The organism is Actinoplanes palleronii (genome assembly GCF_016862315.1).
Classification (GTDB): Bacteria; Actinomycetota; Actinomycetes; order Mycobacteriales; family Micromonosporaceae; genus Actinoplanes; species Actinoplanes palleronii.
Window position 1 is genome coordinate 15392 of sequence record NZ_BOMS01000139.1, and the last position, 25059, is coordinate 40450.

The window sequence follows — 25059 nt, forward strand, 5'->3', positions numbered from 1 at the left end:
GCACCCCTGACGACCAGCCAAGACCAGGCACCCCTGAGCTCCAGCCCGGCTGACCCGGGCCTCAGCCCAGGTCCGCGAGGCGGGCCGGTGGGCCGAAGAGGTAGCCCTGGCCGAGCGGGCAGCCCAGATCGCCGAGCGCCGCGGCCCGCTCGTCGGTCTCGATGCCCTCGGCGACCACGGTGATCCCCAGCTCGGCGCAGATGGCGATGACCGAACGGCAGAGCGCACCGGCCCGGTCCGGCGCGGTGTCCACGTCGGTCAGGGTGGAGTCGAGCTTCACCGTGTCCACCGCCATGCCGTGCAGCTGGGCCAGGGCGTTGTAGCCGCTGCCGAAGTCGTCCAGGGCGACCCGGACGCCGCGGGCGCGCAGCCGTTCCACCACCGCGGCGGCGCGGGGCAGGTCCGGGATCCGGAGCGTCTCGGTGATCTCCACGACCAGGCGTTCCGGCGGCATGGCGTGCCGGGCCAGGGCCGCGTCGACGGCGTCCTCGAGACCGTGCTGGCCGAGACGGCCGGCCGAGACGTTCACGTGCACGGCGATCGGGCGGCCGTAGCGGTCGGCGAGGGCCTGTGCGTCCGCGCAGGCCTGGTTCAGCACGAAGTCGTCGATCGCGGAGACCAGGCCGGTGCGTTCGGCCATGGTGACGAAGACGTCGGGGTGGACCGGGCCGGCGACCGGATCGGTCCACCGGGCCAGCGCCTCGACGGCGACGGTCGCGCGGTCGCTGAGCCGGACGATCGGCTGGTAGTGAACCTCGAAGCCGGACTCGGCCGGGCTGCCGCCGGTGAGCGCGTTGGCCAGCAGCCGCGGGAGGTCGGCGTTCGGGCCGTGCACCCGGCCGGTGTAGCGGATCATGGCGCCCTTGCCGCGGCGTTTGACCGCGTACATCGCGGCGTCGGCGCGGCGCAGCAGCACGTCGGCGGAGAGCCGGTCGCCGGGTTCCGCGGCGACCAGGCCGATGCTGGCGCCGACGCTCACCGAGCGGCCGTCGATCAGGTACGGCTCGCGGAGCGCGGCCAGCACCCGTTCGCCGACCCCGTCCGCCTCGGCCGCCCACGCCCGCTCCTCCGCAGAGATGGCCAGAGCCGCCAGATCCGCCGGCGAGGCCGCCGCGGTGGAGGGCGCGAGGTCCGCAGGCGAGGCCGCCTGGGCCGGCGGGGCCGGCACGACGGGCGAGGCCGCGGGGGTCAACGCGCTCACCGGCGCCGACCCGTTCACGACAGCCGAGGAGGAGAGCGCCGGAAGCAACGGCGACCCCAGATCGGTACGACGGCGGCCCGGCGACCGCGGCGCCGGCGCCCGTCCGGTACCACGCCACCGGCCCACTCCGGCCCGGGCGTCCCCGGTCACCCGGATCCCGGCGCCGGACAGCACGTACCCGCGCCGCCCCACCACCCGGCGCAGCGCGGAGACCGCACCCCGCTCGGTGGCCGCCGCCTGCTGCCACGCCAGGTCGCTCTGGTCCAGCACGACCGCGAACTCGTCGCCGCCGAGGCGCGCCACCAGGTCCTGCGGCCGTACCGAAGCGCGCAGCCGCTCCCCGATGGCGTGCAGCACCCGGTCGCCCATCGCGTGCCCGTACGTGTCATTGATCAGCTTGAAGTCGTCCAGGTCGGCGAAGAGCACCGCCACCGGCGTCCCCCGGTGCTGGGTGGAGTCGAGCGCCAGGACCAGCCGTTCCCGGAACAGCGCCCGGTTCGCCAGCCCGGTCAGCGGATCGTGGTACGCCTGGTGGTGCAGCCGCCGCTGGGTCTCGGCGACCCGGTTCAGCAGCACCACGTTGTCCAGAATGATGATCATCTGACGGGTCACCACCAGGCCCAGCCCGAGCCAGCCCAGGTACGCCTGGAACGACGTCAGCGGGTGCCCGGTCGCCGTCCGGGCGAGCAGCACCACCCCGGTGACCAGCACCGGCACGTACGGAAGCAGCAGGTGGAACCAGTCCCGCTGTGCCGTGGTCCGGTCCGGTGGCAGCGGCAGCTGGCGCGCCGGGCTGAGCGCCGCCAGCGCGATCATCGCCGGTCCGAGCAGGTGCCCGGCGACCTCCAGCCAGGACGGCCCGAGCCCGAACAGCCGGATGCTGTCGGCCGTCCCGAACGCCACGAGTGCCGCCCCGATCAGGACCAGCGGCCGCCGCCCGGCCGCCGAGTCCGGCCGGGTGGTCAGCAGCAGCACCACCATGGCGAACAGCACCAGGTCGGCGATCGGGTAGGCGGCCGCCCACCAGGCCAGCGTGTCCCACGCGGCGATCCGGTCCAGCAGCGTGGCCGGGACCGTCGACCAGCCCAGCGCCAGCACCGACCCGGTGATCAGGACGGCGTCGATGAGCAACGCCACCTGGTCGCGCCGGGTCGACGTGGGTATCGGCCGCGGCCGGGTCCGGACCACGGTGAGCAGCCCGATCAGCATGCAGCCGGGCAGCACCACGAAGCCGATGTCGAAGATCGAGCGGTCGGCGAACGGGTCCTGGCCGGTCAGGTCCTGGATCACCCACCACAGCCGGACCGAGGACCACGCGGCCAGCCCGCCGGCCGCGAGCCGCCGCCAGTGGCGTGGGATGCCGGCTCGGCTGCGCGCCGAGATCAGGCAGGCCCAGGCCGCGATCGCGCCCGCGGCGAGTTGCGCGGTGTCGGTGTAGAGCCGGGGCGCACCCACGAGCTCACCGACCGCGACCACCGCGAGGGTGAGCGCCAGTGTCCCGATCAAGCGCGCCGTCGTGATCACCACCAGTCTCCGGGCCGCGGATGGCCCGCGGCCGGATGAAAATACCGGCTCAGTCCCCGTCGGTCACGTCGGCGATGACGACCGTGACATTGTCGGGGCCTCCACCGCGCAACGCGAGATCGACGAGCCTCTCCGCGCAGGCCTTGGGGTCGGGCACGGTACGCATCTCTTCTTCGATGGTCGCATCCGTCACCACACCGGTGAGACCGTCGCTGCAGAGCAGCCACCGGTCGCCCGGCTGGGGCTCGACGATGACGTACGCCGGGCTGACCGGCTCGCCCTGCAGCACCCGGGTGACGACGGCGCGCCGCGGGTGCGCGGCCGCCTCCTCCGGCTTGATCAGGCCCTGGTCGACCAGCATCTGGACGTACGTGTCGTCCTTGGTCAGCTGGTTCAGCCGGCCGTCGCGGAGCAGGTACGCCCGGGAGTCGCCGACGTGGGCCATCGCCGCCCGCTCGCCGTTGAAGAGCACTGCCGTCAGCGTGGTGCCCATACCCTGCAGCGAGGGGTCGGCGGCCACCGTCTCGGCGATCCGCCGGTTGGCCAGTTCCAGCCCTTTGTGCAGCGCGTCCATCTGATGTTCGGTGTCGATCGGCGCGTCGAGCGATTCCATGGACTCCACGGTGATCCGGCTGGCCAGATCGCCGGCGGCCATGCCGCCCATGCCGTCGGCGACAACGAGAAGCCGATCACCGGCGTAGTGACCGTCCTCGTTGTTGCTCCGGACGTGTCCTTGGTCGGTGACGGCCGCCCACCGCAGGTGCAAGGTCATGGCGTGCAGCCTGCCAGGTCGATGGCTGGCTGTCTGCACGTGGTAGGCGGCATGTCGCACATGTCGTTGCTGAAACTACTCTCCGGCCCGGTCACGGGGCCGCCCCAGGCACCTGGGATCGATTTCAGTCACCTTCCGTGTCGGCGCGATCCATTCCAGTACTGATTCCTCCACCGCCCAGCCGCGGACCGCCACCGCGCTCTCCGGCGGATTCACCGGCTCGGGGCAGAGCGTCTTGGACTGCACCTCGCCGTTCGGGATGAAGATCACCTCGCCGCCGGGCTGCAGCATGGTCGTCGAGGTGTCGTCGACCGCGATCAGCTGACCGCGGATCACCTCGCGGGCCGGTTCGCCCGCCGGGCCGACCTCGATCGCGCTGCTGGGCAGCACCGGCGCGCGCAGGAACGTCACGCCGATCACGATCGGCAGCGCGAGGGCCGCGCCGACCGCCGGCCAGTGGGTGACCAGCCGCGCCCAGCGGGCCGGCACCGGGCCGGTGAACAGCGGGCCGAGCAGCGGCGGGACCGCGAGCATCAGGGCCGTGCCGTAGTCGCCGCCGCGCACCGCGGCGACCACCCCCGGCCACACGAAGATCAGGACGAGCGCGCCGGTGAGGACCGGCACGCCCAGGGTGATCCAGCGCATCAGCCAGGGCTCGGCGCGCAGCCGCTGCACCGCGGTGAGGCCGAGCACCGCGACGATCATCAGTTCCAGGGTGGGCAGCAGCCGCAGCTGCCAGGTGAAGGCGGCGATCATGATGGCGATCAGCACCACCCAGTCCGGCATCCGCAGCGCGGCGATCGAGATCGGCGAGCGCCCGGCGTCCTCCGGCTTGCTCACCAGCAGGATGCCGCCGAGCACCCGCAGGGTCAGGATCACCGCGGGTACGGCCCAGCTGAGCGTGATGAACAGGGCGCTGACCATGCCGAGCGGGTTGATGTACTGGACCAGCAGCAGCATGGTCGGCAGGTCCTGGCGGCTGAGGTACCAGAGCCGCAGCACCAGCAGCATCAGCGGGAACGCGGGCAGCACGGTGAGCAGCCAGTTCAGCTGCGACCGCCGCCGCCGGGGCGCGATCACCGGCCCGGGAACGAAGATGTCGCTCACTGCAGCAGGTCCTCCCACGGGAGTTCCCGCACGTCCGGCCGGTCGATCCGCGGCTGCTCGGCGACCGCGATCGGCGTGCGCTTGTTCGCCGCCACCTCGACCTGCAGGTTGTCTTGATAGGCCCGCTCCCACCGGTCGTCGCGGGAGTCCTTGTACGACCGGTACAGCGTGATGTCGACGAGCTTCTTCAGCGCCGGGTTCTCCCCGACGTTGACCCCCCACGCCTCGGTCGGGTCCAGGCCCAGGTCCCAGTGCTCGTACTTGGCCGGGAACTTCGCCTTCCACCCGGCCAGGATCGCCGCGTCGGTGCTGACCGCGTCGACCTCCCGCTTGTCGAGCATCGCGAAGCACTCCCGGACCCGGTTCTTCCGGTACACCGTGGCGCCGAAGGTCGCGGGCGCGGCCTCGCTCGTCGAGGTGGAGAGCGTGCAGACCTTCTGACCGCGCAGATCCTCGAGCGAGGAGATCGGATCGTGGCCCTTCAGGGTGATCACCGACTGCTCGGTGTAGAGGTAGGCCTTGGAGAACGTCACACCGGCCATGTCCTCGCGCTTCTGCGTGATGCTGTAGCTGGCGATCACCATCTTGACCGGGACCCGCGCGCCGTTCTCGTCGGTCGCCTGCATCCGGGCCCGGTCCTCGGACTCCATGCCGTAGAACTTCACCCGGTCACGGCCGAACCCGAGATCCTCGGCGATCATGTAGGCGATGTCGATGTCGAACCCGGACCAGATATCCGTCGCCGGGTCGTGGTAGGCCGTGCCGTACTGGTCGTCCTTGACCCCGACGGTCAGCACCGGCCAGCTGTCCACCCCGGACTGCGCGCGCAGCTCGGCGAGCGACGGCGGCCCGCCCACCAGCAGCCGGACCATGGTCAGCCCGACTGCCAGCACCAGCGCCAGCCCGAGCGCCGCCAGCCGGAACGCGGCCATGGTGAACCGCTCCGGCCGATCCGGCATCGGCTGCGGCGACGCGTCGGTCTCCGAGGCCGGTGCCAGCGGCAGGGGCTGCGGCATCCGTCCCTCGTCGACGGCCTCCTGCACCGCGATGTCCCGGGCCGCGATGTCCTCCACGGTCCGCCGGCGCAGTTTCCAGACCCGGCGGATCTGCGGCGGGACGTCACCGCGCAGCGCACCGCTCAGCGCACCGCTCAGCAGCGGCCCCACCCGCGGCGGGGCGCCACCAGGAGCCTCGGCTTCCCCGGAATCCTCCGCACTGTCCCCCATGGCCCTCCCCCAACTCTCGCGGTCGGGGCCATGGTGCCACCATCACGTCACGGAACGGGGTCCCCGGTACCGAAAGGGACACGCGGACCACATCGGATCAGCCGTCCCGCGGCCAGCCGCAGCCCCTTGCGCAGGCCGTACCGGTCGATGGCGGTCAGGGCGTAAGCGCTGCACGTCGGCTGGAAGCGGCAGCGGGTCGGCAGCCGCGGCGAGACCTTCCGATACGCGCGGATCGCCCCGATCACCACCCGCTGCGCGACTCGCGGCTCGCCTTCCACCACAACCCCTTTTCGGTACGAATACGGAGCGGCCGTCCGCAGGCTACAAGCCACGCCCCGTGGTGGTCTCGCGCGAGGTCCGTCCGTCACAAGGCCGCAGCGCGCCGCCAGGGGTGTCTCCGCGCCGCGGAGACACCCCTGAGCACCAGCCGAAACCCGTCAGCGGGAGGTGCGGACCACCACGGCGCTCTCCGGCGGCAGCACCACCCGGTCGCGTTCCAGCACCACGCCCTCGGCCGTCGCCAGCAGCACCGCCGACGGCACCGCCCGCAGGCTGACCGTCTGCGCGGTGGACGCCAGGTTCGCCGCCACCGCGTGCCGCCCGCGCCGGATCACCACGAACTGGTCGCCGTGCCACACCTCGACCTCGGACAGCCACGGATCGGTCAGGTCGGGCACCTCGCGGCGCAGCTTGATCAGTCGCTGGTACAGCGTGAACATGTCCGCGTGCCCCGGCTTGCCCAGCTCGGACCAGTCCAGCTTGGACCGCTCGAAGGTGGCCGGGTCCTGCGGGTCGGGCACGTCGGCCTCGTCCCAGCCGTGCCGGGAGAACTCGCGCCGGCGGCCGTTCTGCACCGCCGCGGCCAGCTCCGGCTCGGGGTGGCTGGTGAAGAACTGCCAGGGGCTGCTCGCCCCCCACTCCTCGCCCATGAACAGCATCGGCGTGAACGGCGAGGTGAGCAGCAGGGTCGCGCCGACCTTGAGCAGCGCCGGCGACAGCGTGGCGGTGAGCCGGTCGCCGATCGCCCGGTTGCCGATCTGGTCGTGGTTCTGCAGGAACGCCACGAACCGGTGGCCTGCGGTGCGCTGCCGGTCGACCGGGCGCCCGTGCCGGCGGCCGCGGAACGACGACCACGTGCCGGCGTGGAAGAACGCGCCCTCCAGCACGGTACGCAGGCAGTCGAGCGACCCGAAGTCCCCGTAGTACCCCTGGCGTTCCCCGGTGAGCAGCGAGTGCAGCGCGTGGTGCACGTCGTCGTCCCACTGGGCCTGCAGGCCGTACCCGCCGGCCTCGCGCGGGGTGATCAGCTTGGGGTCGTTCAGGTCGGACTCGGCGATCAGCGAGAGCGGCCGGCGCAGCGCGGTGGAGAGCGACTCCACCTCGACCGCGAGCTGCTCCAGCAGGTGTTCGGCGCCCTCGTCGTGCAGCGCGTGCACGGCGTCCAGCCGCAGGCCGTCGATGTGGTAGTCGCGCAGCCACATCAGCACGCTGTCGGCGATGTACCGGCGCACCTCACCGGAGTCCGGCCCGTCCAGGTTCAGCGAGCTGCCCCAGGTGTTGGCGCCGGCGCTCAGGTACGGCGCGAACATCGGCGCGTACGCCCCGCTCGGCCCGAAGTGGTTGTAGACCACGTCGAGCACCACGCCCAGCCCCTTGGCGTGTGCCGCGTCGACGAACCGCTTCAGCCCGTCCGGCCCTCCGTACGCCTCGTGCGGCGCGAACCAGCAGACCCCGTCGTAGCCCCAGTTGTGCTGGCCGTTGAACGCGTTGACCGGCAGCAGCTCGACCAGGTCGACACCGAGGGCGACCAGGTGGTCCAGCCGCTCGATCGCCGAGTCGAACGTGCCGGCCGGCGTGAACGTGCCGATGTGCAGCTCGTAGAGCACCGCGCCGGGCAGTTGCCGGCCGGTCCAGGCCCGGTCGGTCCAGGCGAACGCGTTGTGGTCGTAGACCCGGCTGGGCCCGTGCACACCCTGCGGCTGCCAGGCCGAACGCGGGTCGGGCACCGGGGTCGCGAAGTCGGGCAGGACGTAGGAGTAGTCCGTTCCCGGGCCGGCCGACGGCACGTCGAGTCGCCACCACCCGCCGTCGGTGGACTCCATCTGGTGCACCTGGTCGTCCAGGCGCAGCTGGGGCGACTTCTCCGGCGCCCATACCTCGAAGGTAGTCATTCTTTCACCAGAAGCGCGACGGGATAGGTCTGTAGCAGCTCGGCGACAGCCAGGCGATCGCCACCGTAGCTGGCATTCGTGAACACTTCCGTCCAACTGTGGCCTTCGAGTGACAGGTGGGTGTCCCGCCATCCCCCGTGGCGTGACAATCCCACCGGCAGCCGGGTGGCCACCGCCACCACGCCGCCGCGGTCGAAGGAGAGCACGTGCTCGCCGTTGACCCCCTCGGCGAAGACCGGCCGGTAGCCGGTGAACAGCTCGGGCCGCTGCTTCAGCAGGCGCAGTGTGCGGCTGACCACGAGCAGCTTCGCCGCGCCGGTCTCGTCCACCGGCGGCTGCCAGCCGTCGTCCAGACGGGCCAGCAGGTCACGGCGGGCGCCGAAGTCGACAGGCCGCCGGTTGTCCGGGTCGACGAGCGAGTAGTCCCACAGCTCGGTGCCCTGGTACACGTCCGGCACGCCGGGCATGGTCAGCTGCACGAGCTTCTGACTCAGCGAGTTGGACCAGCCGGGCGGCGTGATCGAGGCGGCAAAATCGGACACCTCGCGGTGCAGCGCGGGGTCGTCGTAGATCTTGTCGACCATCTCGCGGAGGGCGGCCTCGAAGCTCTCGTCGGGATGTTGCCAGGTCGTCGCGGCGCCGGCCTCCCGGGCCGCTTTCACGGCGTACGCAAGAAGTCGCTCTTTGGACAGCGGCCACGCACCCACCGCGACCTGCCAGATCAGATGGGCCAGCGCGGGGTCGGTGAGCGGAGCGACCCGGGTCCAGCGGCGGACCACCTCGGTCCAGTCGCCGGGCACCTCGGAGAGCACCGCGAGCCGGGCCCGGACGTCCTCGGAACGTTTCGTGTCGTGGGTGCTCAGCGACGTCATCGCGGCCGGCCAGTCCTGCTGCCGGGTCTCGGCGGCCTCGTGGAACCGGTCCCGGGTGACGCCGAAATCGGTCGGGTCGTTGCCCACCTCGTTGCGGGCCACGAACCGGGTCCAGCGGTAGAACGCGGTGTCCTCCACGCCCTTGGCCATCACCGCGCCGGTGAACTGCTGGAACCGGATGGCCAGCTCGTCCTTCGGGTTGCGCAGCCGACTGGTCAGCTGATCTAGCACGCTGATCAGTTGCGGACGACGACGCCCGGCCTCGGACCGCGCCTGGGCGAGGTGCCGGACACCGGCCGGCAGGTAGGACCGGTAGACCGGGAAACAGGCGGCCAGCTCGGCGAGGCCGCGCGCCGCACCGTCGATCTCCGGCGCGAGGGCGGCCAGCCGGTCGAGCTCCGCCGCGAGCAGCGTGGTCGCGACCGTGTGCTTGGTCTGGTGCACCAGATCCTGGTACGACGTGGTCGCCCCGGTCAGGTAGTGATCGAGCGTGTCGAAGAACGGCTCGGTGCCGGGGTCCACGAACACGCCGTTGACCTCGGCCATCGCGTCGTACCCGGTGGTGCCGTCGACCGGCCAGCGGGGCAGCTGCTCGCCCGGCTCGAGGATCTTCTCGACCACCAGCCAGGTCTGCGGCGCCGCCGCGCGCAGCCGCTCGAAGTAGCCGGCCGGGTCGCGCAGCCCGTCCGGGTGGTCCACCCGGATGCCGTCCACCATGCCCTCGTCGACCCAGCGCAGGATCTCGGCGTGCGTGGCGGCGAACACCTCGGGGTCCTCGACGCGCAGCGCGGCCAGCTCGACGATCGCGAAGAACCGCCGGTAGTTCAGCTCCTTGTCGCCCCGGGTCCAGTTGACCAGCTCGTAGTGCTGCCGGTCGTGCACCTCGCGGGGCGTGCCGCCGCCGGTCCCCTCGGCGATCGGGTACCGCTTGTCGTAGTAGACCAGCTCGTCGCCCTCGACACTCAGGTGGTCGAGCGCGTCGGGCTCGTCGGCCAGCACCGGCAGCAGCAGCCGCCCGCGCGACCAGTCGATGTCGTAGTGCGCCGCGTAGGCCGACTCCTGGCCGCGCTTGAGCACGTCCCACCAGGTCGGGTTGGCCTTCGGCACGCCGACGCCGGCGTGGTTCGGGACGATGTCCACGACCAGGCCCAGCCCGGCGGCCTTCAGCGCGGTGCTCAGCGAGCGCAGCCCCTCGCCGCCGCCCAGGTCCGGGCTGACCTGGGTGTGGTCGACGGCGTCGTAGCCGTGCTCCGAGCCGGGCGTCGCGGTCAGCAGCGGCGCGGTGTAGAGGTGGCTGACCCCGAGGTCGGCCAGGTAGTCGGCGAGCTCGGCGGTGGCCTTCAACGGGAAGTCGGGGCGGACCTGCACTCGGTAGGTGCTGGAAGGAGCGTTCTCATTCCTTTTTAGGGCGGCGGCGGGGTGGTTGGATGGGGGCATCAGTTCGTCCTGTCCAGCACGATGAGGGACCGGTCCGGCACCCAGAGCCTGTGGCCGGCCTCCACGACCGACGGGCGATCCGGGGACGGCTCGGCGGTTTCGATGACCTTCTCCCACTTCTCCCCGTACTCCGGGGGAGGCGTGGCGAACTCGATGGGCGCGTCGTGCGCGTTGAAGAAGAGCAGGAACGAGCTGTCCACGTGGCGCTGGCCGTACTGGCCGCGTTCCCGGATGCCCTCGCCGTTGACGAACAGCGCGACCGCCCGGCCGAAGTCGTTGCCCCAGTCGTCGCCGGCCATCTGCCGGCCGTCCGGGGTGAACCACTCCAGGTCGGGCAGCGGGTCGCCGCCGCCGCGCGCGGTGACCGGCAGGCCGGTGAAGAACCGGCGGCGCTGGAACACCTGGTGGCGGTGCCGGAACGCGGTCAGCTTGCGGGCGAAGTCCAGCAGCTGCTCGTCGGCGTTCTCCCAGTCGATCCAGCTGATCTCGTCGTCCTGGCAGTACGCGTTGTTGTTGCCCTGCTGGGTCCGGCCCAGCTCGTCGCCGTGCGAGATCATCGGCACGCCCTGGCTGAGCATCAGCGTGGCCAGGAAGTTCCGGCGCTGCTTGGCGCGCAGCTCGAGCACCTTGGGGTCGTCGGTCGGACCCTCGATGCCGCTGTTCCAGGACCGGTTGTGGCTCTCGCCGTCCCGGTTCTCCTCGCCGTTCGCCTCGTTGTGCTTGTCGTTGTAGCTGACCAGGTCGTTGAGTGTGAACCCGTCGTGCGCCGTGACGAAGTTGATCGAGTGGAACGGCTTGCGGCCGTCGTCCTGGTAGAGGTCGGCGGAGCCGGTGATCCGGCTGGCGAACTCGGCCAGGGTGGCCGGCTCACCGCGCCAGAAGTCGCGGACCGTGTCCCGGTACTTGCCGTTCCACTCGGTCCAGTTCGGCGGGAAGTTGCCGACCTGATAGCCGCCCGGCCCGACGTCCCACGGCTCGGCGATCAGCTTGACCTGGCCGACCACCGGGTCCTGCTGGACCACCTCGAAGAACGTGGACAGCCGGTCCACGTCGTAGAACTCCCGGGCCAGGGTGGACGCCAGGTCGAACCGGAAGCCGTCGACGTGCATCTCGGTCACCCAGTAGCGCAGCGAATCCATGATCAGCTGCAGGCTCTGCGGGCTGCGCACGTTCAGGCTGTTCCCGGTGCCGGTGTAGTCCATGTAGAACTGCGGCTGATCCTCGACCAGCCGGTAGTACGTCCGGTTGTCGATGCCCTTCAGCGAGAGCGTCGGCCCGAGGTGGTTGCCCTCCGCGGTGTGGTTGTAGACCACGTCCAGGATGACCTCCATCCCGGCCGCGTGCAGGGCCTTCACCATGCCGCGGAACTCCTGGGTCTGCTGGCCGAGCGTGCCGGTCGACGAGTACCCGTGGTACGGCGCGAAGAAGCCCAGCGTGTTGTAGCCCCAGTAGTTGCGCAGGCCCAGGTCGTCCAGCCGGTTGTCGTGCACGAACTGGTGCACCGGCATCAGCTCGACGGCGGTCACGCCGAGGCTCTTCAGGTGCTCGATGGTCGCCGGGTGCCCGATCGCCGAATACGTCCCGCGCATGTCCCGGGGGATGTCCGGGTGCCGCTGGGTCAGACCCTTGACGTGGGTCTCGTAGATCACCGAGTGGTGGTACGGGATGTCCGGCCGGCGGTCGTTGCCCCAGTCGAAGTACGGGTTCACCACCACGGCCTTCGGCATGTACTGCGCCGAGTCCAGGTCCGACATCTGGTCCGGGTTGCCCATCTCGTACGCGTACATCGACGGGTGCCAGACGATGTCCGAGTCGATCGCGCGCGCGTACGGGTCGAGCAGCAGCTTGTGCGGGTTGCAGCGCAGCCCGCGGTGCGGCTCGTACGGCCCGTAGACCCGGTAGCCGTAACGCTGTCCCGGCTCCACGCCGGGCAGGTACGCGTGCCAGACGAACGCGTCCTGCTCGTGCAGCAACACCTTGCGCTCGTTCCCGGTGGCGTCGAAGAGGCACAGCTCCACCGCCTCGGCCACCTCGGAGAAGATCGCGAAGTTGGTGCCCGTCCCGTCGTAGGTCGCCCCCAACGGGTACCGGTGACCAGGCCAGACCTGCATGTATTGCGCTCCCCTCGGCCCACGGTCAGTCACGACCGGCCCCGCGGTTGATGCCCACCCGCAGGAACGTCTAATCCTGCCCGGCCGCGTCATGGTTCATTCTCGCGGAGGGGACTGATACCGTCGGCCCGACTGTCCGGTTAAGAGCATTTTATCCCCCTAAGGGGCTTTAGCGTGTTCCGAATTCGAGCATAGAGGCGACGTGCCGCGGATTGATCCCCTGACCTTCGGGCCGCAGCTCTGCGGCACCCCTGGCGAAGACGCCGGAACCGGCCGGGAATGGCTGGTCACCGACGGTCTCGGCGGCTGGGCCACCGGCACCGTGAGCGGCCTGCGGACCCGTCCCGAACACGCGCTGCTGGCCGTCGCCGGACCCGGCCGGGCACCGCACGTGGCCCTGGCCGCGCTCGACCTCACCGTGACGCTTCACACAGGCGCGAAAGTGCCGCTCTACACCCATGCGTGGGACTCGGGGGCGCTCGACCCGGCCGGGCACCGCCTGCTGGAGACGTTCACGATGGCCGACGGGCTGCCGCGCTGGCGCTGGCGGATCGGCGACGTGGTGATCGAACGCGAGCTGGCGCTGCGTCCCTCGCTCGCGGTGGTCCACCGGGTGCTCAGCGCGCCCGGCCCGGTCGGCCTCACCGCCGCCGCCATGTGCACCTGGCGCGAGGCGGCCGGCACCCGGCGGGCCGACGGACCGGCGCTGCGGATCGAACCGGTCGCCGACGGGGTGATCGTCGAGGGCGCGTACCGGCTGGCCGGTCCGGGCTGGCAGGGCGCCGGGCAGTGGCATCTGGGCGCGCGTACCGGCTCGCGGGTCGAGGACCTCTGGCTGGCCGGCTCGTTCCACCGGTCGGCCGCCGCCGGCGAGACCCTGGAGATCTCGGCGTGGGCCGGTGACCTCGCCGACCGGCCGCCGGCGCCGCGGGTGGTCCTGGCCGCCGCGCGCGACCGGGCTCATCGCCTGGTCACCACTGCCAAAGCCGAGGGGTACGCGGGGACTCTCGCCTTGGCCGCGGACACCTTCGTGATCCGTGGACCGGACGGGCCGACGCTGGCCGACGGCTATCCGTGGTCCGGCGCGCCCGCGTCGCTCGCCGCCTACGAGGGGCTCTTGCTGGACACCGGCCGCGCCGACGAGGGCCGGGACCTGCTGCTCGCCGCGGCCGAGCGCCCGGTCAGCACGCTCGACGCCCCGCTCTGGCTGGTGCACGCGGCCGACCGGCACGTCACCCGCACCGGCGACAGCGACCTGGCCCGCCGCCTCGCCGTCCCCCTCGGCCGCCTCCTCCGCCAGTCCCTCAGCGGCGACTCCCCGCTCACCCTCGACCCGGCCGACGGCCTGCTCACCCTCGCGGCCGGCTGCCAGGGGTGTCTCGACGGCGTCGAGGCACCCCTGGCAGCCGGCCACCACCGGGACCCGGCGGGCGGTCAGGGCCAGGCAGTGGCTGGTTGTCAGGGGTGCCTCCGGCAGCCGGAGGGACCCCTGAGGACCAGCCAGAGCAGCGGGAAGCTGGTGGAGATCAACGCGCTGTGGGTGAACGCGCTGGCCGCGCTCGCGGATCTGCTCGCGGACGGCGGGCGGGACGACAGCGAGCCGCGGGGCAAGCACGCCCGGGCGCGGGAGTCGTTCCTGCGGCGGTTCCCGGCGCCCGAGGGGTGGCTGCACGACGTGGTCGAGGGGCCGGCGGCGCCGTACCCGCTCGGCGCGGGCACCCAGCACGACGACCCGACGCTGCGGCCCTACCAGCTCTTCGGCTGGTCCCTGCCGCACGCGCCGATGCGCGGCAACGCCGGCACCGCGGTCCGGGCCGCCGGCGACGCCCTGCTCACCCCGCTCGGGCTGCGCACCCTCGCACCGGACGAATACGGCTACGACGGCGCCCACCCCGAACAGGGCCTGGTCCGGCCGTGGCTGATCGGCGCCTACGCGGACGCCTGCGCGGCCACCGGCCACCCGGTCGACGGCCTGCTCGACGGCCTCGCCGCCCACCTGACCGAGTGCGGCGTCGGCTCGATCGGCGAGGCGGTGCACGGCGACGCGCCGCACCGCGCCCTGGGCCGCCCGTTCGACGCCCTCGCGGTCGCCGAAACCCTCCGAGTCGAAACGAGGCACACGCCGTGAGCCGGATCCTGATGCTCTCCTGGGAGTACCCGCCGCTGCTGGTCGGCGGGCTCGGACGGCACGTGCACGCGCTGGCCGGCGCCCTGGTGACGGCCGGGCACGAGGTGACAGTGGTGACCCGGCAAGCGCCCGGCGCGCTCTCCGAGGAGTACGCCGAGGGCGTCCGGGTGATCCGCGCCGCCGAGGACCCGCCCTCCGTCGAGGTGACCGGCGGCGACTTCCTGACCTGGGCCACCGCGTTCAACCACGCGCTCACCCGGGCCGCCCTGCACGCGGTCCGGTCCGCCGCCGCGCACCGCACCCGGTACGACGTGATCCACGCACACGACTGGCTCGTCGCGCACACCGCCGTGACCCTGCGCGACCACCTGGACGTCCCGCTGGTCGCCACGATCCACGCCACCGAGTCCGGCCGGCACCAGGGCTGGCTGCCGGACGCGCACAACCGGACCATCGACGAGATCGAGCGCTGGCTGTGCGCCGAGGCGGACCGGGTGATCGTCTGCTCGGAGTACATGCGGGACGAGGTGACCCGGCTGTTCGGCGTGCCGGTGGAGCGCACCGAGGTGGTCCGCAACGGGGTGGACGCGCTGCGCTGGCGAGCCCGGCCGCGGGCGGTCACCGCGGCCCGCGCCACGTACGCCGGGCCGGACGCGCAACTGGTCAGCTTCGCCGGCCGGCTGGTCTACGAGAAGGGTGTGCAGCATCTGCTCGCCGCCGTGCCCGAGCTGCGGGAACGCTTCCCACGGCTGCGGGTGGTGATCGCGGGCGACGGACCGTACCGGAAAGAGCTCGAACGTCTCGCCGGGCCTGCCGTGACCTTCGCCGGATTCCTGACCGGCCACGATCTGACCGCCCTGATGGCCGCGTCGGACTGCTACGTGGTGCCGAGCGTCTACGAGCCGTTCGGGATGGTGGCCCTGGAGGCGGCCGCGGCCGGCGCACCGGTCGCGGTGTCGTCGACCGGCGGCCTGGCCGAGATCGTCGAGCACGGGGTGACCGGGGTGCGCTTCCCGCCGGGTGATCCGGCGGCACTGGCCGGCGCGGTCGCCGGGGTGCTGGCCGACCGCGAGCACACCCGGGCCATGGCGTGGCAGGCCCGGCTCCGGGTCCGCGACGACTACAACTGGCCGGCGATCGCCGCGCAGACCGGCGCGGTCTACGCCGGGGCCCGCCCGCCCGTGGTCACGACCGCCGCCCTGGAACAGCTGATCGCCACCGCGAGCGTGTGACGCGTCAGCCGAGCTGTTCGTCCTCGTAGCACCAGCGCCAGGTCTCGCCCGGCTCGAACGACCGCATCACCGGGTGACCACTCTGCGCGTGGTGGGCGGACATGTGCTGGCGCGGCGACGAGTCGCAGCAGGCGACCAGACCGCAGCTGAGGCAGAGCCTCAGGTGGACCCAGTCCTCGTGACCACTGGCCACGCACTGCGGGCAGCCCCCGGCGTAGGCGCTCTGCGGTTCCGGCTCGCCGGACTCCTTGAGATGCTGGCAGCTCACTCTTCACTCCGTCGCAGCTGGGATTCTTCCAGGTCGAGCTCGCGCTGGGCGCGGACCAGCACCTCCTCCGGGATCCGCCCCTCGTTCCGGGCGATCTTGAAGACGTGCCGTTCAGCTCTGATCATCTCGCGCCGGAGCCGCCCGTACGCCACCGAGGGTGTTTCGTCACGCTGATTGCCGAGCCGTTCCCAGGCGTTGTTGGACCGGCTCTCCACCAGACCACGCAGCCGGTCGACCACCGAGGCGGGCGCGCCGTCCGCGTGCACCTCGAGGGCCTCGAGCGCGGCCCGGCTGGCCGAGTGCTGCACTCCGGCCTCGGCCAGAGCGTCCTGCGCGCTGGTGTCCTCGCGCACCCCGAGCGCCTTGGCCAGGGCGGGCAGCGTGGTGCCCTGCAGCAGCAGGGTGAGCACGATGACCGCGAACGCGATGAAGATGAACAGCTCCCGCGGGTAGTACGGGACGTCCTTCTGGGTGAGCGGGGGCAGGGTCTGCGCGGCGGCCAGGGTGACCACACCGCGCATCCCGGCCCAGGCGATCACGGTCGGGACGGTGATCGGCGGGCGGGCCTCCCGGTTGCGGACCCGCGGGATCAGCCGGGCCAGGTACGTGGCCGGGTACATCCAGACGAACCGGAGCAGCACCAGCGCGCCGAAGACCAGTGAGGTGACCTGCGCCGTGGTGGCCCAGTCGGTCTCGATGCTCTGCAGCACCGACCGCAGCTGCAGGCCGACCAGCAGGAACACCACCCCCTCCAGGAGGAACGTGGTGAGCCGCCAGACCGCGTCCATCTGCAGCCGGGAGGTGGCCGAGAGCAGGTACGGGATCCGGTGCCCGAGGTACAGCCCGGCGATCACCACGGCCACCACGCTGGACGCGCCGAGCTCCTCCGCGACGATCACCACGACGAACGGGGTGAGCAGCGACACCGCGTCGTCCAGCAGCGAATCCTCGATCCACTTGTGCAGCTTGGCCGCGCCGACCGCGGCGACCATGCCGATCACCAGGCCGCCGCCGGCCTTGAGGGCCACCTGACCGGTGATGTCCCAGAACCCGACCCCGATACCGGACAGCGCGCCCACCGACACCCGCACCAGCACCAGCGCGGTGGCGTCGTTGAGCAGGCTCTCGCCCTCCAGGATGGTGACCACCCGGCGGGGCAGGCCGACCCGGCGGGCGATCGCGGTGGCCGAGACCGCGTCCGGCGGCGCGACGATCGCGCCGAGGGCGATGCAGGCCGCCAGCGGCGCCTGCGGGAGCAGCCAATGGACGGCGAAACCGATCACGAACGCGCTGAGCAGCACCAACCCGACCGCGAGCAGCAGGATCGGCCGCAGCGCGAGCCGGAACGCGGGCACCGAGGTCTGCAGGGCGGCCACGTAGAGCAGCGGCGGCAGGATCCCGATCAGGACCAGCTCCGGCTCCAGGTGCGCTTCCGGGAACCCCGGCACGTACGACAGCCCGAGCCCGGCCACCAGCAGGACCAGGGGCGCCACGAAACCCAGCCGGCGCGCGAGGGCCGCCCCGACGACCGCGATCGCCACCAGTACGACCGTGTCGACGATGCTCTCCATGGCCGGAAACCTTAGTTCAGGCCGTACTGGTGACTCTCGACCGTGCCACCGTGGCCGCGTACGTGCCGTCCAGACCTTCCCTGGTCCAGACCCCGTCGACCGAGAAAACGTACGGCGTCGCCGGGGTGAGACCGGTCACCGTGGCGGTCATCCAGCCGCACCCGGTCGGGGTGACCGTGATCCACCCGGGCACCTCCGGCTGCGGGCCGGTCACCAGGTCCTCACTGACCGCGATGATCCGGTACTGGACCAGCGTCCGGCCGCCCGGGTTGTACCACTTCACCACGGCAGTGGTCTTGCCCGTGGTGACCGTCATCCCGTTGATCGCGCCACCCAGGTACGTGCCCGGGTTGCAGGAGGTGCCGCTCGGCCGCGGGGTGGGCGACGGCGACGTGGTCGGCGACAGCGTGACGGCGGCCGAGGTGGCCCGCGGCGCGAACGTCACCGTGGGCGACGGAGTGACGCTGCCGGTGGCGATCAGCAGCCAGTCCGTGCCGCTCGGCGACGGCGCGGCCTGCGGGGCCGGTGTCGAGGCACAGGCCGCCAGCAGCAGCGGCCCGGCGATCATGGGCAGAATGACGGCGGCGGCTTTCCGAATCCCCAGCACGTCCTTCAGGTTCGGGCGGACGCACCGGGGACTTAGCGCATCCGGCCGGCCGCCACCCGGCTGCTACCCGATCACTCCGAGCCGCTCACCGGGCCGCGAAGTGCTCCCGGGCCCGGCGGGCCAGGTCCTTGGTGGCGGCCGAGTTCACCCAGGTGCCGAGGACCACGCCGGCGCCCGGGACGAGTTTGGCGAACATCTTGCGGGCCGCGCGCACCCCGGCCATCTGGGCGAGCTTGAGGCTGAGCTTGAGCAGCGTCCCGCCGAGCGGGCCGCCCTGCGAGCCGGTGAAGATCCGGCTGGCGCGTTCCCGGCCGGCCGCCACCCCGAGTGCGGTCCGCGCGGTCTCGGCCACCTTGTGCACCCGCTGCAGGACCAGCAGGTCGGTGGCGCGCTCCGGTGCGGCCGGGTCGGCGTCGTACGCCGCGGCGATGTGCAGCACCATCCGGGCCTGGGTCCAGGCCAGCACCCCGACGTCGAGCACCGCGCCGGGCAGGCCGGCCGCGCCGGAGACCGCGCCGGAGAGGCGGGCCAGCGTGGTGAAGTGCTTGACGGCCAGGCCGGCCAGCTCGTCCGGGGTGATGCCGGGGCGGTCGGCGCGGATCCGGGCGGCCCAGCCGGCCGCTTCCGGGCCGAGCCGGCGGACGGCGTCCAGGGCGAGGTGCTCGGCCGCGTACTGCGGGTCGGCCTTCATCCGGGACCAGAGGGTGCCGGGTGGGACGGAGGTGTCGTCGGTGGGCGGGGAGACCGGTACCGGGTGCTGGCTCAACGATCACTCCTGGGGGGCGAGGCGGCGACCTACCCCCATAGTGGCGACCGGGCGCACGTCGGTTGCTCGTACCCGGGAACTTTTCGTGTTCACCGTCACAGCGCGGGCAGCGTCGGAAATCCGGCACGATCCACTGCGGCACGCCTGGCGGACGGTGTTCGTACGCCATGATTCGGGCATGGTCCCGCAGCGGTCCGGAATGAACTCCCCGGCCTCGCTGTTCCCAGCGGAAAGCCCGCGTCAGCGGGCATCATCTTCGAGGAGGTCCGCAGCGTGCTCGACCCACACGGGCTCTACGACGTGGCCGGCGAGCTGCCGGCCCTGGACGGCCCGGTGCTCATCCAGGCGCTCACCGGGTTCGTCGACGCGGGCAGCGCGATCCAGCTCTCCCGGGAGAACCTCCTGGAGAACCTGGAGAGCGAGGTCGTCGCGACCTTCGACCTGGACCAGCTCCTCGACTACCGGTCCCGCCGCCCTCCGATGATCTTCGTGGCTGATCACTTCGAGAGCTACGAGGACCCGGTCCTCGCCCTGCACCTGGTCAAGGACCAGCTGGGCACCCCGTTCCTGCTGCTCGCCGGCCCCGAGCCGGACCTGCAGTGGGAGCGCTTCATCGCGGCCGTGACCGGGCTGATCGAGAAGCTCGGCGTCACGGTCACGGTCGGGCTGAACGCGATACCGATGGCCGTGCCGCACACCCGGCCGGTCAGCCTCACCGCGCACGCCACCGACCGCAGCCTGATCGGTCAGCACGAGTCCTGGCTGCAGCGGGTCCAGGTGCCGGCCAGCGTGGGCAACCTGCTGGAGTTCCGGCTCGGGCAGAACGGGCACGACGCGCTCGGGTACGCCGCGCACGTGCCGCACTACCTGGCACAGACCGGCTATCCGGCCGCCGCCGAGCTGCTGCTCGACTCGGTCTCCGGGGTGACCGGGCTGGCCCTGCCGACCGGCAAGCTGCGCGACTCGGCCGAGCTGGTCCGCGAGGAAGTGGACAAGCAGATCGCCGACGACGAGCAGGCGGCCCGGCTGGTCACCTCGCTGGAGGCGCAGTACGACGCGTTCCTGCGCGGCCGGCAGAACAACCTGCTCGTCGACTCCGACCAGGCGCTGCCGACCGCTGAGGAGCTCGGCGCGGAGCTGGAGCGATTCCTGGCCGAGCAGACTCGGGACGAGAACTAGTTTTTTCGGCTTTTTCCGGTTAATTCAGTCTTTTCGAGTTTTCGTCCGGTTCAACAGGAAGTCGATGACGGCCGGGAGTTGCGCGTCCCAGTAGTCCCAGGCGTGCTCTCCCGGCCCGAACGCCGCGTCCAGCTCCACCCCGTTGGTCCGGCACGCGGCGGCGAACCGCCGGTTCTGCGCCAGCAGGTGGTCCTCGGTGCCGCAGCGCAGCATCAGCCGGGGCAGGCGTACCGGGTCGGCCTCGCGCAGCAGGTGCATCAGGTCCTCGTCGCCGCCGGCCACCACGCGATCGCCGAAGACCCGCGCCACCAGGGCGCGCATGTGCGGCCGCAGGTCATGATCCTGGATGTACGCCAGGTCGAGCGCACCGGACAGCGTCGCCGCCGCCGCGAACCGCTCCGGCTCGCGCAGCGCCCACTTCATCGCGCCGTAGCCGCCCATCGACAACCCGGCGACGAACGTGTCCTCGCGCCGCCCGGAGACCCGGAAGAACTGCCCGACCGTGGCCGGCAGCTCGGCGGAGAGAAAATCCCAGAACCTCATTCCGTACGCTTCGTTGGCGTAGAAGCTGCGGTGCACCTGCGGCATGACCACGGCCAGCCCCTGCGCGGCGGCGTACCGCTCAACCGAGGTGAACCGGCTCCACGCGCTGTGATCGTCGGACAGCCCGTGCAGCAGGTAGAGCACCGGAGGCGGGTCACCGGCTCGGGTGTCGGGCAGCAGAACGGTCATCGAGGTGCGCAGTTCCAGCGCCTCGGAGTCGAAATCACACCGGATCAGGGCCACCCCGCCATTCTCTGCCACGGACGACGCCCCGTCGCCCACTCTTCCCATCCCTCGGCGCCGCACCTGCCCCGGCAACCGGCGGCCTCGGACTAGCTGGTCAAGCCGGGCGGTGCAGTGGGAACTGAGGACTATCGGTGAGCCGGAGGGCCGGCCATTCCGGGCTCGGCTGGAAGTCGGTGTAGGTGCCGTCGAAGGGGAACTCTCGGGCCTCGATCTGCTTGATGAGCCGGTTGCCTTCAGCACGGATCGTCTCGGCCGTGTCGGCGTCGAAGTAGCTGGGGTCACCGATGCGTTCGTCGAACTCGTCGACGTCCTTCCACTCCCACTCCCGCTGCGGCGTCACGACGATGTCCAGGACGTGGTCGCCGGTGTCCACGCTGCCCGGCCGCCGGACGCAGGGGGCTTCGAGGTTGACATACCAGCCGGTGAACCGGCCCTTTTCGAAGAACCACCACACGGAATGGGCAGCCGCGGGTGGCATGAGGACCAGGATGTCGCGGCCCTCCCAGAGGTGGACTGTCAGCTTCGGATCGCGCATCCGGTCGACGGTGATCTCATGCTGGGTGTTGCCGTCGGCGTCGATGAGCCGGGCGAATTCACTGCCCTCAGGATGCCAGAGCAGCAGGCCTGACTCGTCATCACTGATCACGCGCATCGGCTGGGCCCAGGTGCACCAGGGTCCGCGTAGGTATCGACGAGTGATGACCTGTCCCGGCTCGAAAGGCATCGCGGCAGCCTAGCCGATCGTGGTCGTCCGGCGGCTTGGTCCCAGCGGGGTTCATGGGGTGCGAAAGGCCGTCCTATATGTCGACCCTCGTCACGCCGCAACGAGTGCCGCAGGGTAGGTCCGGACACCGCAAGGTTCGACTGGACGGGACATGCCACGCGACGGTTGAGCGGTTGGGAATGTCGTACCCCTCGATTAGTATGTATGTACGAACGAGGGGCCCTGAGCTGCTGATCTTCGGCTGATCCTTCGGGTGATTCCGGCTGTGCAGCGCGAGTGAGGAGACCGACGTGACCACGTCCACCCTGTCCACGATCTCGACCAACCCCGTGCCCGTCATCCCGCCCTACGCCACCATGCTCGGCTTCACCCGGTACATCTCCCGCACCGGTCCCGCGAAGGCGACGTTCGTCGGCGGGCTGCGCAAGCAGCGGGAGCGGCGCACCGGTTTCAACCCGCACAGCCAGCTGGTCAAGGCGCTCAAGGCGGACATCGCGTTCCGCACCGGCGGGAGCTATCTCGGCGGCGTCGTCGACCTGGTGAAAGACCGCTGGAAGCCGCTGTACGAGTCGCTGCGCGCCGGCGCCCGCAGCTACCTCACGTCCCTCGGCGACCCCGAGCAGATCGCCCTGATCCAGACCCGCGACGCCCTGGCCAGCGTCGGCCCGCTCGCCGTGAAGATCAACCCGCACTTCGGGCTGCGCTTCGCCGACGGCCACCGCGAGGCGGTCCGGCTGCACTTCGACGAGGAGCCGCCGAACCCGGAGCTGCTCACCGCCATGCTCCACCTGATGGCCCGCCACATGGAGCAGATCCTCCCGGACGCCGAGCCGGTCCTCGTCGACCTGCGCCGCGGCGTCACCCACCGCCTGAGCCCGGCCGCCCGGCCGGGCGACGTGGAGAGCTGGCTGGCCGGCGAGGCGGCCGCTTTCACCGCCATGTGGTCCGCCACCGCCGCCTGACCGTTCCCGCGGCACCCTGCGACTCCCGGCCACGCCGGCCGCCCGGCCTGGCCGGGTCCCACCCTCTGCCGCTCTCACCCCGGGCTCGCTGCCCGGGTCCCACCTTCCTGCCGTGCTCACCCCGGGCTCGCTGCCCGGGGTGAGTCGTTAGGGTGGGTGGTGTGAGTCAGTTCTCCGGCGTTCTGTCGCCGCCGCGCCGCTGAGTGGAGCGCGTGCCGCGCCGTCCGGGCTGAGCTCGGACGGCTGTTCTGGGCTGCGTTCCGCTGCCGGTCCAGACCGACTCACACCAGCGGAGCAATCGTGTTCTCGTTCTTTCCCTCGCGCCCGTCCCGCCCCTCGGATTCCACGCATTCCTCGCGCCCCTCGCATTCCCCGCGCCCCTCGTGGCTTTCAGGCTCCTCGGCCGGTGCTCGGCTGAGCCTGCTGCAGTTGTCCGTCGCCGGGGTTCTCTGGGGCACCGCGGGCGTCGTCGTCCAGGTCGTCGCCCGGCGTACCGGGCTCGGCGCCGTCGCGATCGGGTTCTATCGGCTGCTGTTCGCGGCCGGGGCCATGCTGATTCTCGGGCGGGGTTCCCGGCGGCAGATCGGGGCGGCGTTCCGGTCCGCCCCGGTGGCGGTGATCGCGGGCGGGGTCGGGCTCGCCGCGTACCAGGCCCTGTATTTTCTCGCGGTGCGCCTCACCGGGGTCAGCGTCGCCACGGTGGTCAGTCTCGGGCTCGCTCCGGTGCTGCTCAGCGCGTGGGAGACGATCCGCACCCGGCAGCGGCCCGGCAACGCCGAGCTCGGGGCCACCGCGGCGGCGATCATCGGCCTGGTGCTGATCTCGGCCGCCGCCGGCACGGGTTCCGCCGGGACCCTGGGGCTGCTCGCCGCGGTCGCGTCCGGCACCGTCTACGCCGGGGCGACGGCACTCAGCCGGCGCACCACCCAGGGTGTCCCGCCGCTCGTCCTGACCACGCTGTCCTGCACGATCGGCGCGATCACGCTGGCGCCGATCGCGCTGGCGCAGGGGGTGACGTTCGCGCCGAGCGGCGAGACCCTCGCGCTGCTGACCTACCTGGGCGTGATCACCACGGCTCTGGCGTACGCATGCTTCTACACCGGGCTGCGGCACACCACCGGCAGCGTGGCCGTGGTCGTGACCCTGCTGGAACCGCTCGCCGCCGCACTACTGGCGGTCGTGCTGCTCGGCGAGCCGTTGACCGTGCCGACGATCGTCGGGGGTCTGCTGCTGCTCGGCGCGGTGACCACCCTCTACCTGGACACCGACCGGCCCAGCAAAGACCTCCAACCGGCACCCCTGACTGACTGACCGCGCCACGCCCAGGCCCCTCGGCTGGTGCTCACGGTCGCTTCGACGGCCTTGAGGCAGCCGCCACCACCAGCCGGCCGAGGCCGGGCGGCTGGCGCTCACGGTCGCCTCAACCCGCTCGATGCAGCCAACAGCCGACATCGCTTCCGCTCTGGCCGCAAACTCATTCCGGCCTCGGCTGGGTTCTGGGGGTGTGTCAGTGGGGGTGAGACACCCCTGAGGGCCAGCCTGCTTTCGCGGGCTGGCCCTCAGCGGTGTTTTACGGGTCGGGAGACACCGCTGAGGGCCAGCCGAGGGTCGTGACTCGCGCTTGGGGCGGGAGTGAGGCGGGCGTCGCGGGCTTTACCTCGTAACGAAGAAATTTGATCGGTGCGAGCTGGGTCACAATCCGCTACGTCTGGTCAACGTGGGCTCACGCATTGCTAATGTGGTCGGCCGAACGGGGGGAACATATGCGTTGCGATAAATGCGGTACCGCGCTCGAGCACGCCGGGCAGGGGCACACCTGTCGATCCACCACGATCGTCCCGGACAGGCCGCCGGGTGCCTGGGCCGACGCCACCGGTGCGTTGATCGGATTGATCGCCTTGGCCGTGATCGCCGACCTGGCCAACGGCGTGCTGCGCCTGACCGGCCGGAGCGGATCGCTGGTCAGCGTCGCGAGCGCGATCTGGCTGGTCGGGATCGTGGGCGTGCTGATCATGGGGTTCGTCTGGAACAACCGGACCCGGCGGCTGGCCGAGGCCTACAGCGCCGACCAGGAGACCTACGTCTGGAGTCTCGGCTGGCGGCTCGTCATCGTGGCGCCGATGCTGGCCTCGATCCTCGGCATGTGGCGCGACTCCGACGACCACACCAAGATCCTGGTCGGGATGGCGGCGCGCGCGGTGGTCGGGCTGGGCGTGCTGACCGCCGTGCTGATCAGCCGTGCCCGGGTGCTGCGCCTGATCCGCGACTCGGCGGCGGCACAGCAGTCCGCGGGGCAGCACGCCCCGGCATGAAAGCCGCGGCACCGCACTCCGCAGGGCAACACGCCCCGGCATGAAAGCGGCGGCACCGCACTCCGCAGGGCAACACGCCCCGGCGTGACGGGCCGCGGCG

Annotated in this window: 20 protein-coding genes; 6 read left to right on the forward strand and 14 right to left on the reverse strand. The window is 71.7% G+C overall.

What is annotated here, in order from left to right:
* Positions 1–61 precede the first annotated feature (61 nt).
* The 8 genes from Apa02nite_RS52110 to glgX all read right to left on the reverse strand — a co-directional run bounded on the left by Apa02nite_RS52110 (position 62) and on the right by glgX (position 12421).
* The gene (locus Apa02nite_RS52110; RefSeq protein WP_275412886.1) at positions 62–2707 is read right to left on the reverse strand and encodes a putative bifunctional diguanylate cyclase/phosphodiesterase; all 2646 of its coding nucleotides are present in this window, start codon (positions 2705–2707) and stop codon (positions 62–64) included.
* A 67-nt stretch (positions 2708–2774) separates the two neighbouring features.
* On the reverse strand, positions 2775–3497 hold the full coding sequence (locus Apa02nite_RS41245) for a PP2C family protein-serine/threonine phosphatase (RefSeq protein WP_067692994.1): 723 nt from the start codon (positions 3495–3497) through the stop codon (positions 2775–2777).
* Positions 3498–3572: 75 nt separating this feature from the next.
* Entirely contained in the window at positions 3573–4604 is a 1032-nt protein-coding gene (locus Apa02nite_RS41250) for a hypothetical protein (protein WP_203829924.1), read from the reverse strand.
* Positions 4601–5830, reverse strand: a complete 1230-nt coding sequence (locus tag Apa02nite_RS41255) for a transporter substrate-binding domain-containing protein (RefSeq protein WP_203829925.1) — start codon at positions 5828–5830, stop codon at positions 4601–4603. Before Apa02nite_RS41255 ends, Apa02nite_RS41250 begins: the two co-directional genes overlap by 4 nt.
* 47 nt (positions 5831–5877) lie before the next feature.
* A complete protein-coding gene (gene yidD, locus Apa02nite_RS41260; protein ID WP_344574424.1) occupies positions 5878–6198 on the reverse strand; it encodes a membrane protein insertion efficiency factor YidD in 321 nt (106 codons plus the stop codon).
* Positions 6199–6267: 69 nt separating this feature from the next.
* Positions 6268–8001 carry a malto-oligosyltrehalose trehalohydrolase gene (gene treZ, locus Apa02nite_RS41265; protein WP_203829926.1) on the reverse strand — a complete coding sequence of 578 codons (1734 nt, stop codon included), beginning with the start codon at positions 7999–8001 and terminating at the stop codon, positions 6268–6270.
* Positions 7998–10310 carry a malto-oligosyltrehalose synthase gene (gene treY, locus Apa02nite_RS41270; RefSeq protein ID WP_203829927.1) on the reverse strand — a complete coding sequence of 771 codons (2313 nt, stop codon included), beginning with the start codon at positions 10308–10310 and terminating at the stop codon, positions 7998–8000. The genes treZ and treY overlap by 4 nt, the downstream gene beginning before the upstream one ends.
* Complete coding sequence (gene glgX, locus Apa02nite_RS41275) at positions 10310–12421, reverse strand: glycogen debranching protein GlgX (protein ID WP_067692977.1); 2112 nt, start codon at positions 12419–12421, stop codon at positions 10310–10312. Before glgX ends, treY begins: the two co-directional genes overlap by 1 nt.
* 202 nt (positions 12422–12623) lie before the next feature.
* Here glgX and Apa02nite_RS41280 point away from each other — a divergent pair, with 202 nt between their 5' ends.
* Both Apa02nite_RS41280 and Apa02nite_RS41285 read left to right on the forward strand, forming a co-directional pair.
* Positions 12624–14549, forward strand: coding sequence for a glycogen debranching enzyme N-terminal domain-containing protein (locus Apa02nite_RS41280; protein WP_203829928.1), 1926 nt, complete (start codon positions 12624–12626; stop codon positions 14547–14549).
* Positions 14546–15781 (forward strand): glycosyltransferase family 4 protein, encoded by a 1236-nt coding sequence (locus Apa02nite_RS41285; protein ID WP_486303510.1) that lies wholly within the window; start codon positions 14546–14548, stop codon positions 15779–15781. The genes Apa02nite_RS41280 and Apa02nite_RS41285 overlap by 4 nt, the downstream gene beginning before the upstream one ends.
* A 4-nt stretch (positions 15782–15785) precedes the next feature.
* Here the strand turns inward: Apa02nite_RS41285 and Apa02nite_RS41290 are convergent, their stop codons facing one another.
* The 4 genes from Apa02nite_RS41290 to Apa02nite_RS41305 all read right to left on the reverse strand — a co-directional run bounded on the left by Apa02nite_RS41290 (position 15786) and on the right by Apa02nite_RS41305 (position 18993).
* Positions 15786–16049 (reverse strand): UBP-type zinc finger domain-containing protein, encoded by a 264-nt coding sequence (locus Apa02nite_RS41290; protein WP_203829929.1) that lies wholly within the window; start codon positions 16047–16049, stop codon positions 15786–15788.
* Positions 16046–17620 (reverse strand): Na+/H+ antiporter, encoded by a 1575-nt coding sequence (locus Apa02nite_RS41295; RefSeq protein WP_203829930.1) that lies wholly within the window; start codon positions 17618–17620, stop codon positions 16046–16048. Before Apa02nite_RS41295 ends, Apa02nite_RS41290 begins: the two co-directional genes overlap by 4 nt.
* A gap of 16 nt (positions 17621–17636) precedes the next feature.
* On the reverse strand, positions 17637–18227 hold the full coding sequence (locus tag Apa02nite_RS41300) for a fibronectin type III domain-containing protein (protein ID WP_203829931.1): 591 nt from the start codon (positions 18225–18227) through the stop codon (positions 17637–17639).
* Between the two features lie 85 nt (positions 18228–18312).
* Positions 18313–18993 (reverse strand): EcsC family protein, encoded by a 681-nt coding sequence (locus Apa02nite_RS41305; RefSeq protein WP_239164915.1) that lies wholly within the window; start codon positions 18991–18993, stop codon positions 18313–18315.
* A gap of 273 nt (positions 18994–19266) precedes the next feature.
* On the opposite strand from Apa02nite_RS41305, the gene Apa02nite_RS41310 reads away from it, so the two are divergent.
* Complete coding sequence (locus Apa02nite_RS41310) at positions 19267–20172, forward strand: proteasome assembly chaperone family protein (protein WP_203829932.1); 906 nt, start codon at positions 19267–19269, stop codon at positions 20170–20172.
* Between the two features lie 24 nt (positions 20173–20196).
* Here Apa02nite_RS41310 and Apa02nite_RS41315 read toward each other — a convergent pair whose 3' ends face one another.
* Positions 20197–20958: an alpha/beta hydrolase gene (locus Apa02nite_RS41315; protein ID WP_203829933.1), complete on the reverse strand. Its 762-nt coding sequence runs from the start codon at positions 20956–20958 to the stop codon at positions 20197–20199.
* 97 nt (positions 20959–21055) lie between these two features.
* Entirely contained in the window at positions 21056–21685 is a 630-nt protein-coding gene (locus Apa02nite_RS41320) for a ribonuclease FAU-1 family protein (RefSeq protein ID WP_203829934.1), read from the reverse strand.
* Positions 21686–22041: 356 nt separating this feature from the next.
* Here Apa02nite_RS41320 and Apa02nite_RS41325 point away from each other — a divergent pair, with 356 nt between their 5' ends.
* From Apa02nite_RS41325 to Apa02nite_RS41335, 3 genes are all read left to right on the forward strand, one after another.
* Entirely contained in the window at positions 22042–22647 is a 606-nt protein-coding gene (locus Apa02nite_RS41325; protein ID WP_203829960.1) for a hypothetical protein, read from the forward strand.
* A gap of 429 nt (positions 22648–23076) precedes the next feature.
* Positions 23077–23958, forward strand: coding sequence for a DMT family transporter (locus Apa02nite_RS41330; protein ID WP_239164916.1), 882 nt, complete (start codon positions 23077–23079; stop codon positions 23956–23958).
* A 452-nt stretch (positions 23959–24410) separates the two neighbouring features.
* On the forward strand, positions 24411–24959 hold the full coding sequence (locus Apa02nite_RS41335) for a hypothetical protein (protein ID WP_203829936.1): 549 nt from the start codon (positions 24411–24413) through the stop codon (positions 24957–24959).
* Positions 24960–25059: the final 100 nt, after the last annotated feature.

Bases quoted from the DNA above. Each gene is read 5' to 3' on its own strand.
- Apa02nite_RS41245 (WP_067692994.1), bottom strand. From the start codon at position 3,497: ATGACCTTGCACCTGCGGTGGGCGGCCGTCACCGACCAAGGACACGTC.
- Apa02nite_RS41255 (WP_203829925.1), bottom strand. From the start codon at position 5,830: ATGGGGGACAGTGCGGAGGATTCCGGGGAAGCCGAGGCTCCTGGTGGC.
- treZ (WP_203829926.1), bottom strand. From the start codon at position 8,001: ATGACTACCTTCGAGGTATGGGCGCCGGAGAAGTCGCCCCAGCTGCGC.
- treY (WP_203829927.1), bottom strand. From the start codon at position 10,310: ATGCCCCCATCCAACCACCCCGCCGCCGCCCTAAAAAGGAATGAGAAC.
- glgX (WP_067692977.1), bottom strand. From the start codon at position 12,421: ATGCAGGTCTGGCCTGGTCACCGGTACCCGTTGGGGGCGACCTACGAC.
- Apa02nite_RS41295 (WP_203829930.1), bottom strand. From the start codon at position 17,620: ATGGAGAGCATCGTCGACACGGTCGTACTGGTGGCGATCGCGGTCGTC.
- Apa02nite_RS41320 (WP_203829934.1), bottom strand. From the start codon at position 21,685: ATGCCTTTCGAGCCGGGACAGGTCATCACTCGTCGATACCTACGCGGA.
- Apa02nite_RS41325 (WP_203829960.1), top strand. From the start codon at position 22,042: ATGCTCGGCTTCACCCGGTACATCTCCCGCACCGGTCCCGCGAAGGCG.
- Apa02nite_RS41335 (WP_203829936.1), top strand. From the start codon at position 24,411: ATGCGTTGCGATAAATGCGGTACCGCGCTCGAGCACGCCGGGCAGGGG.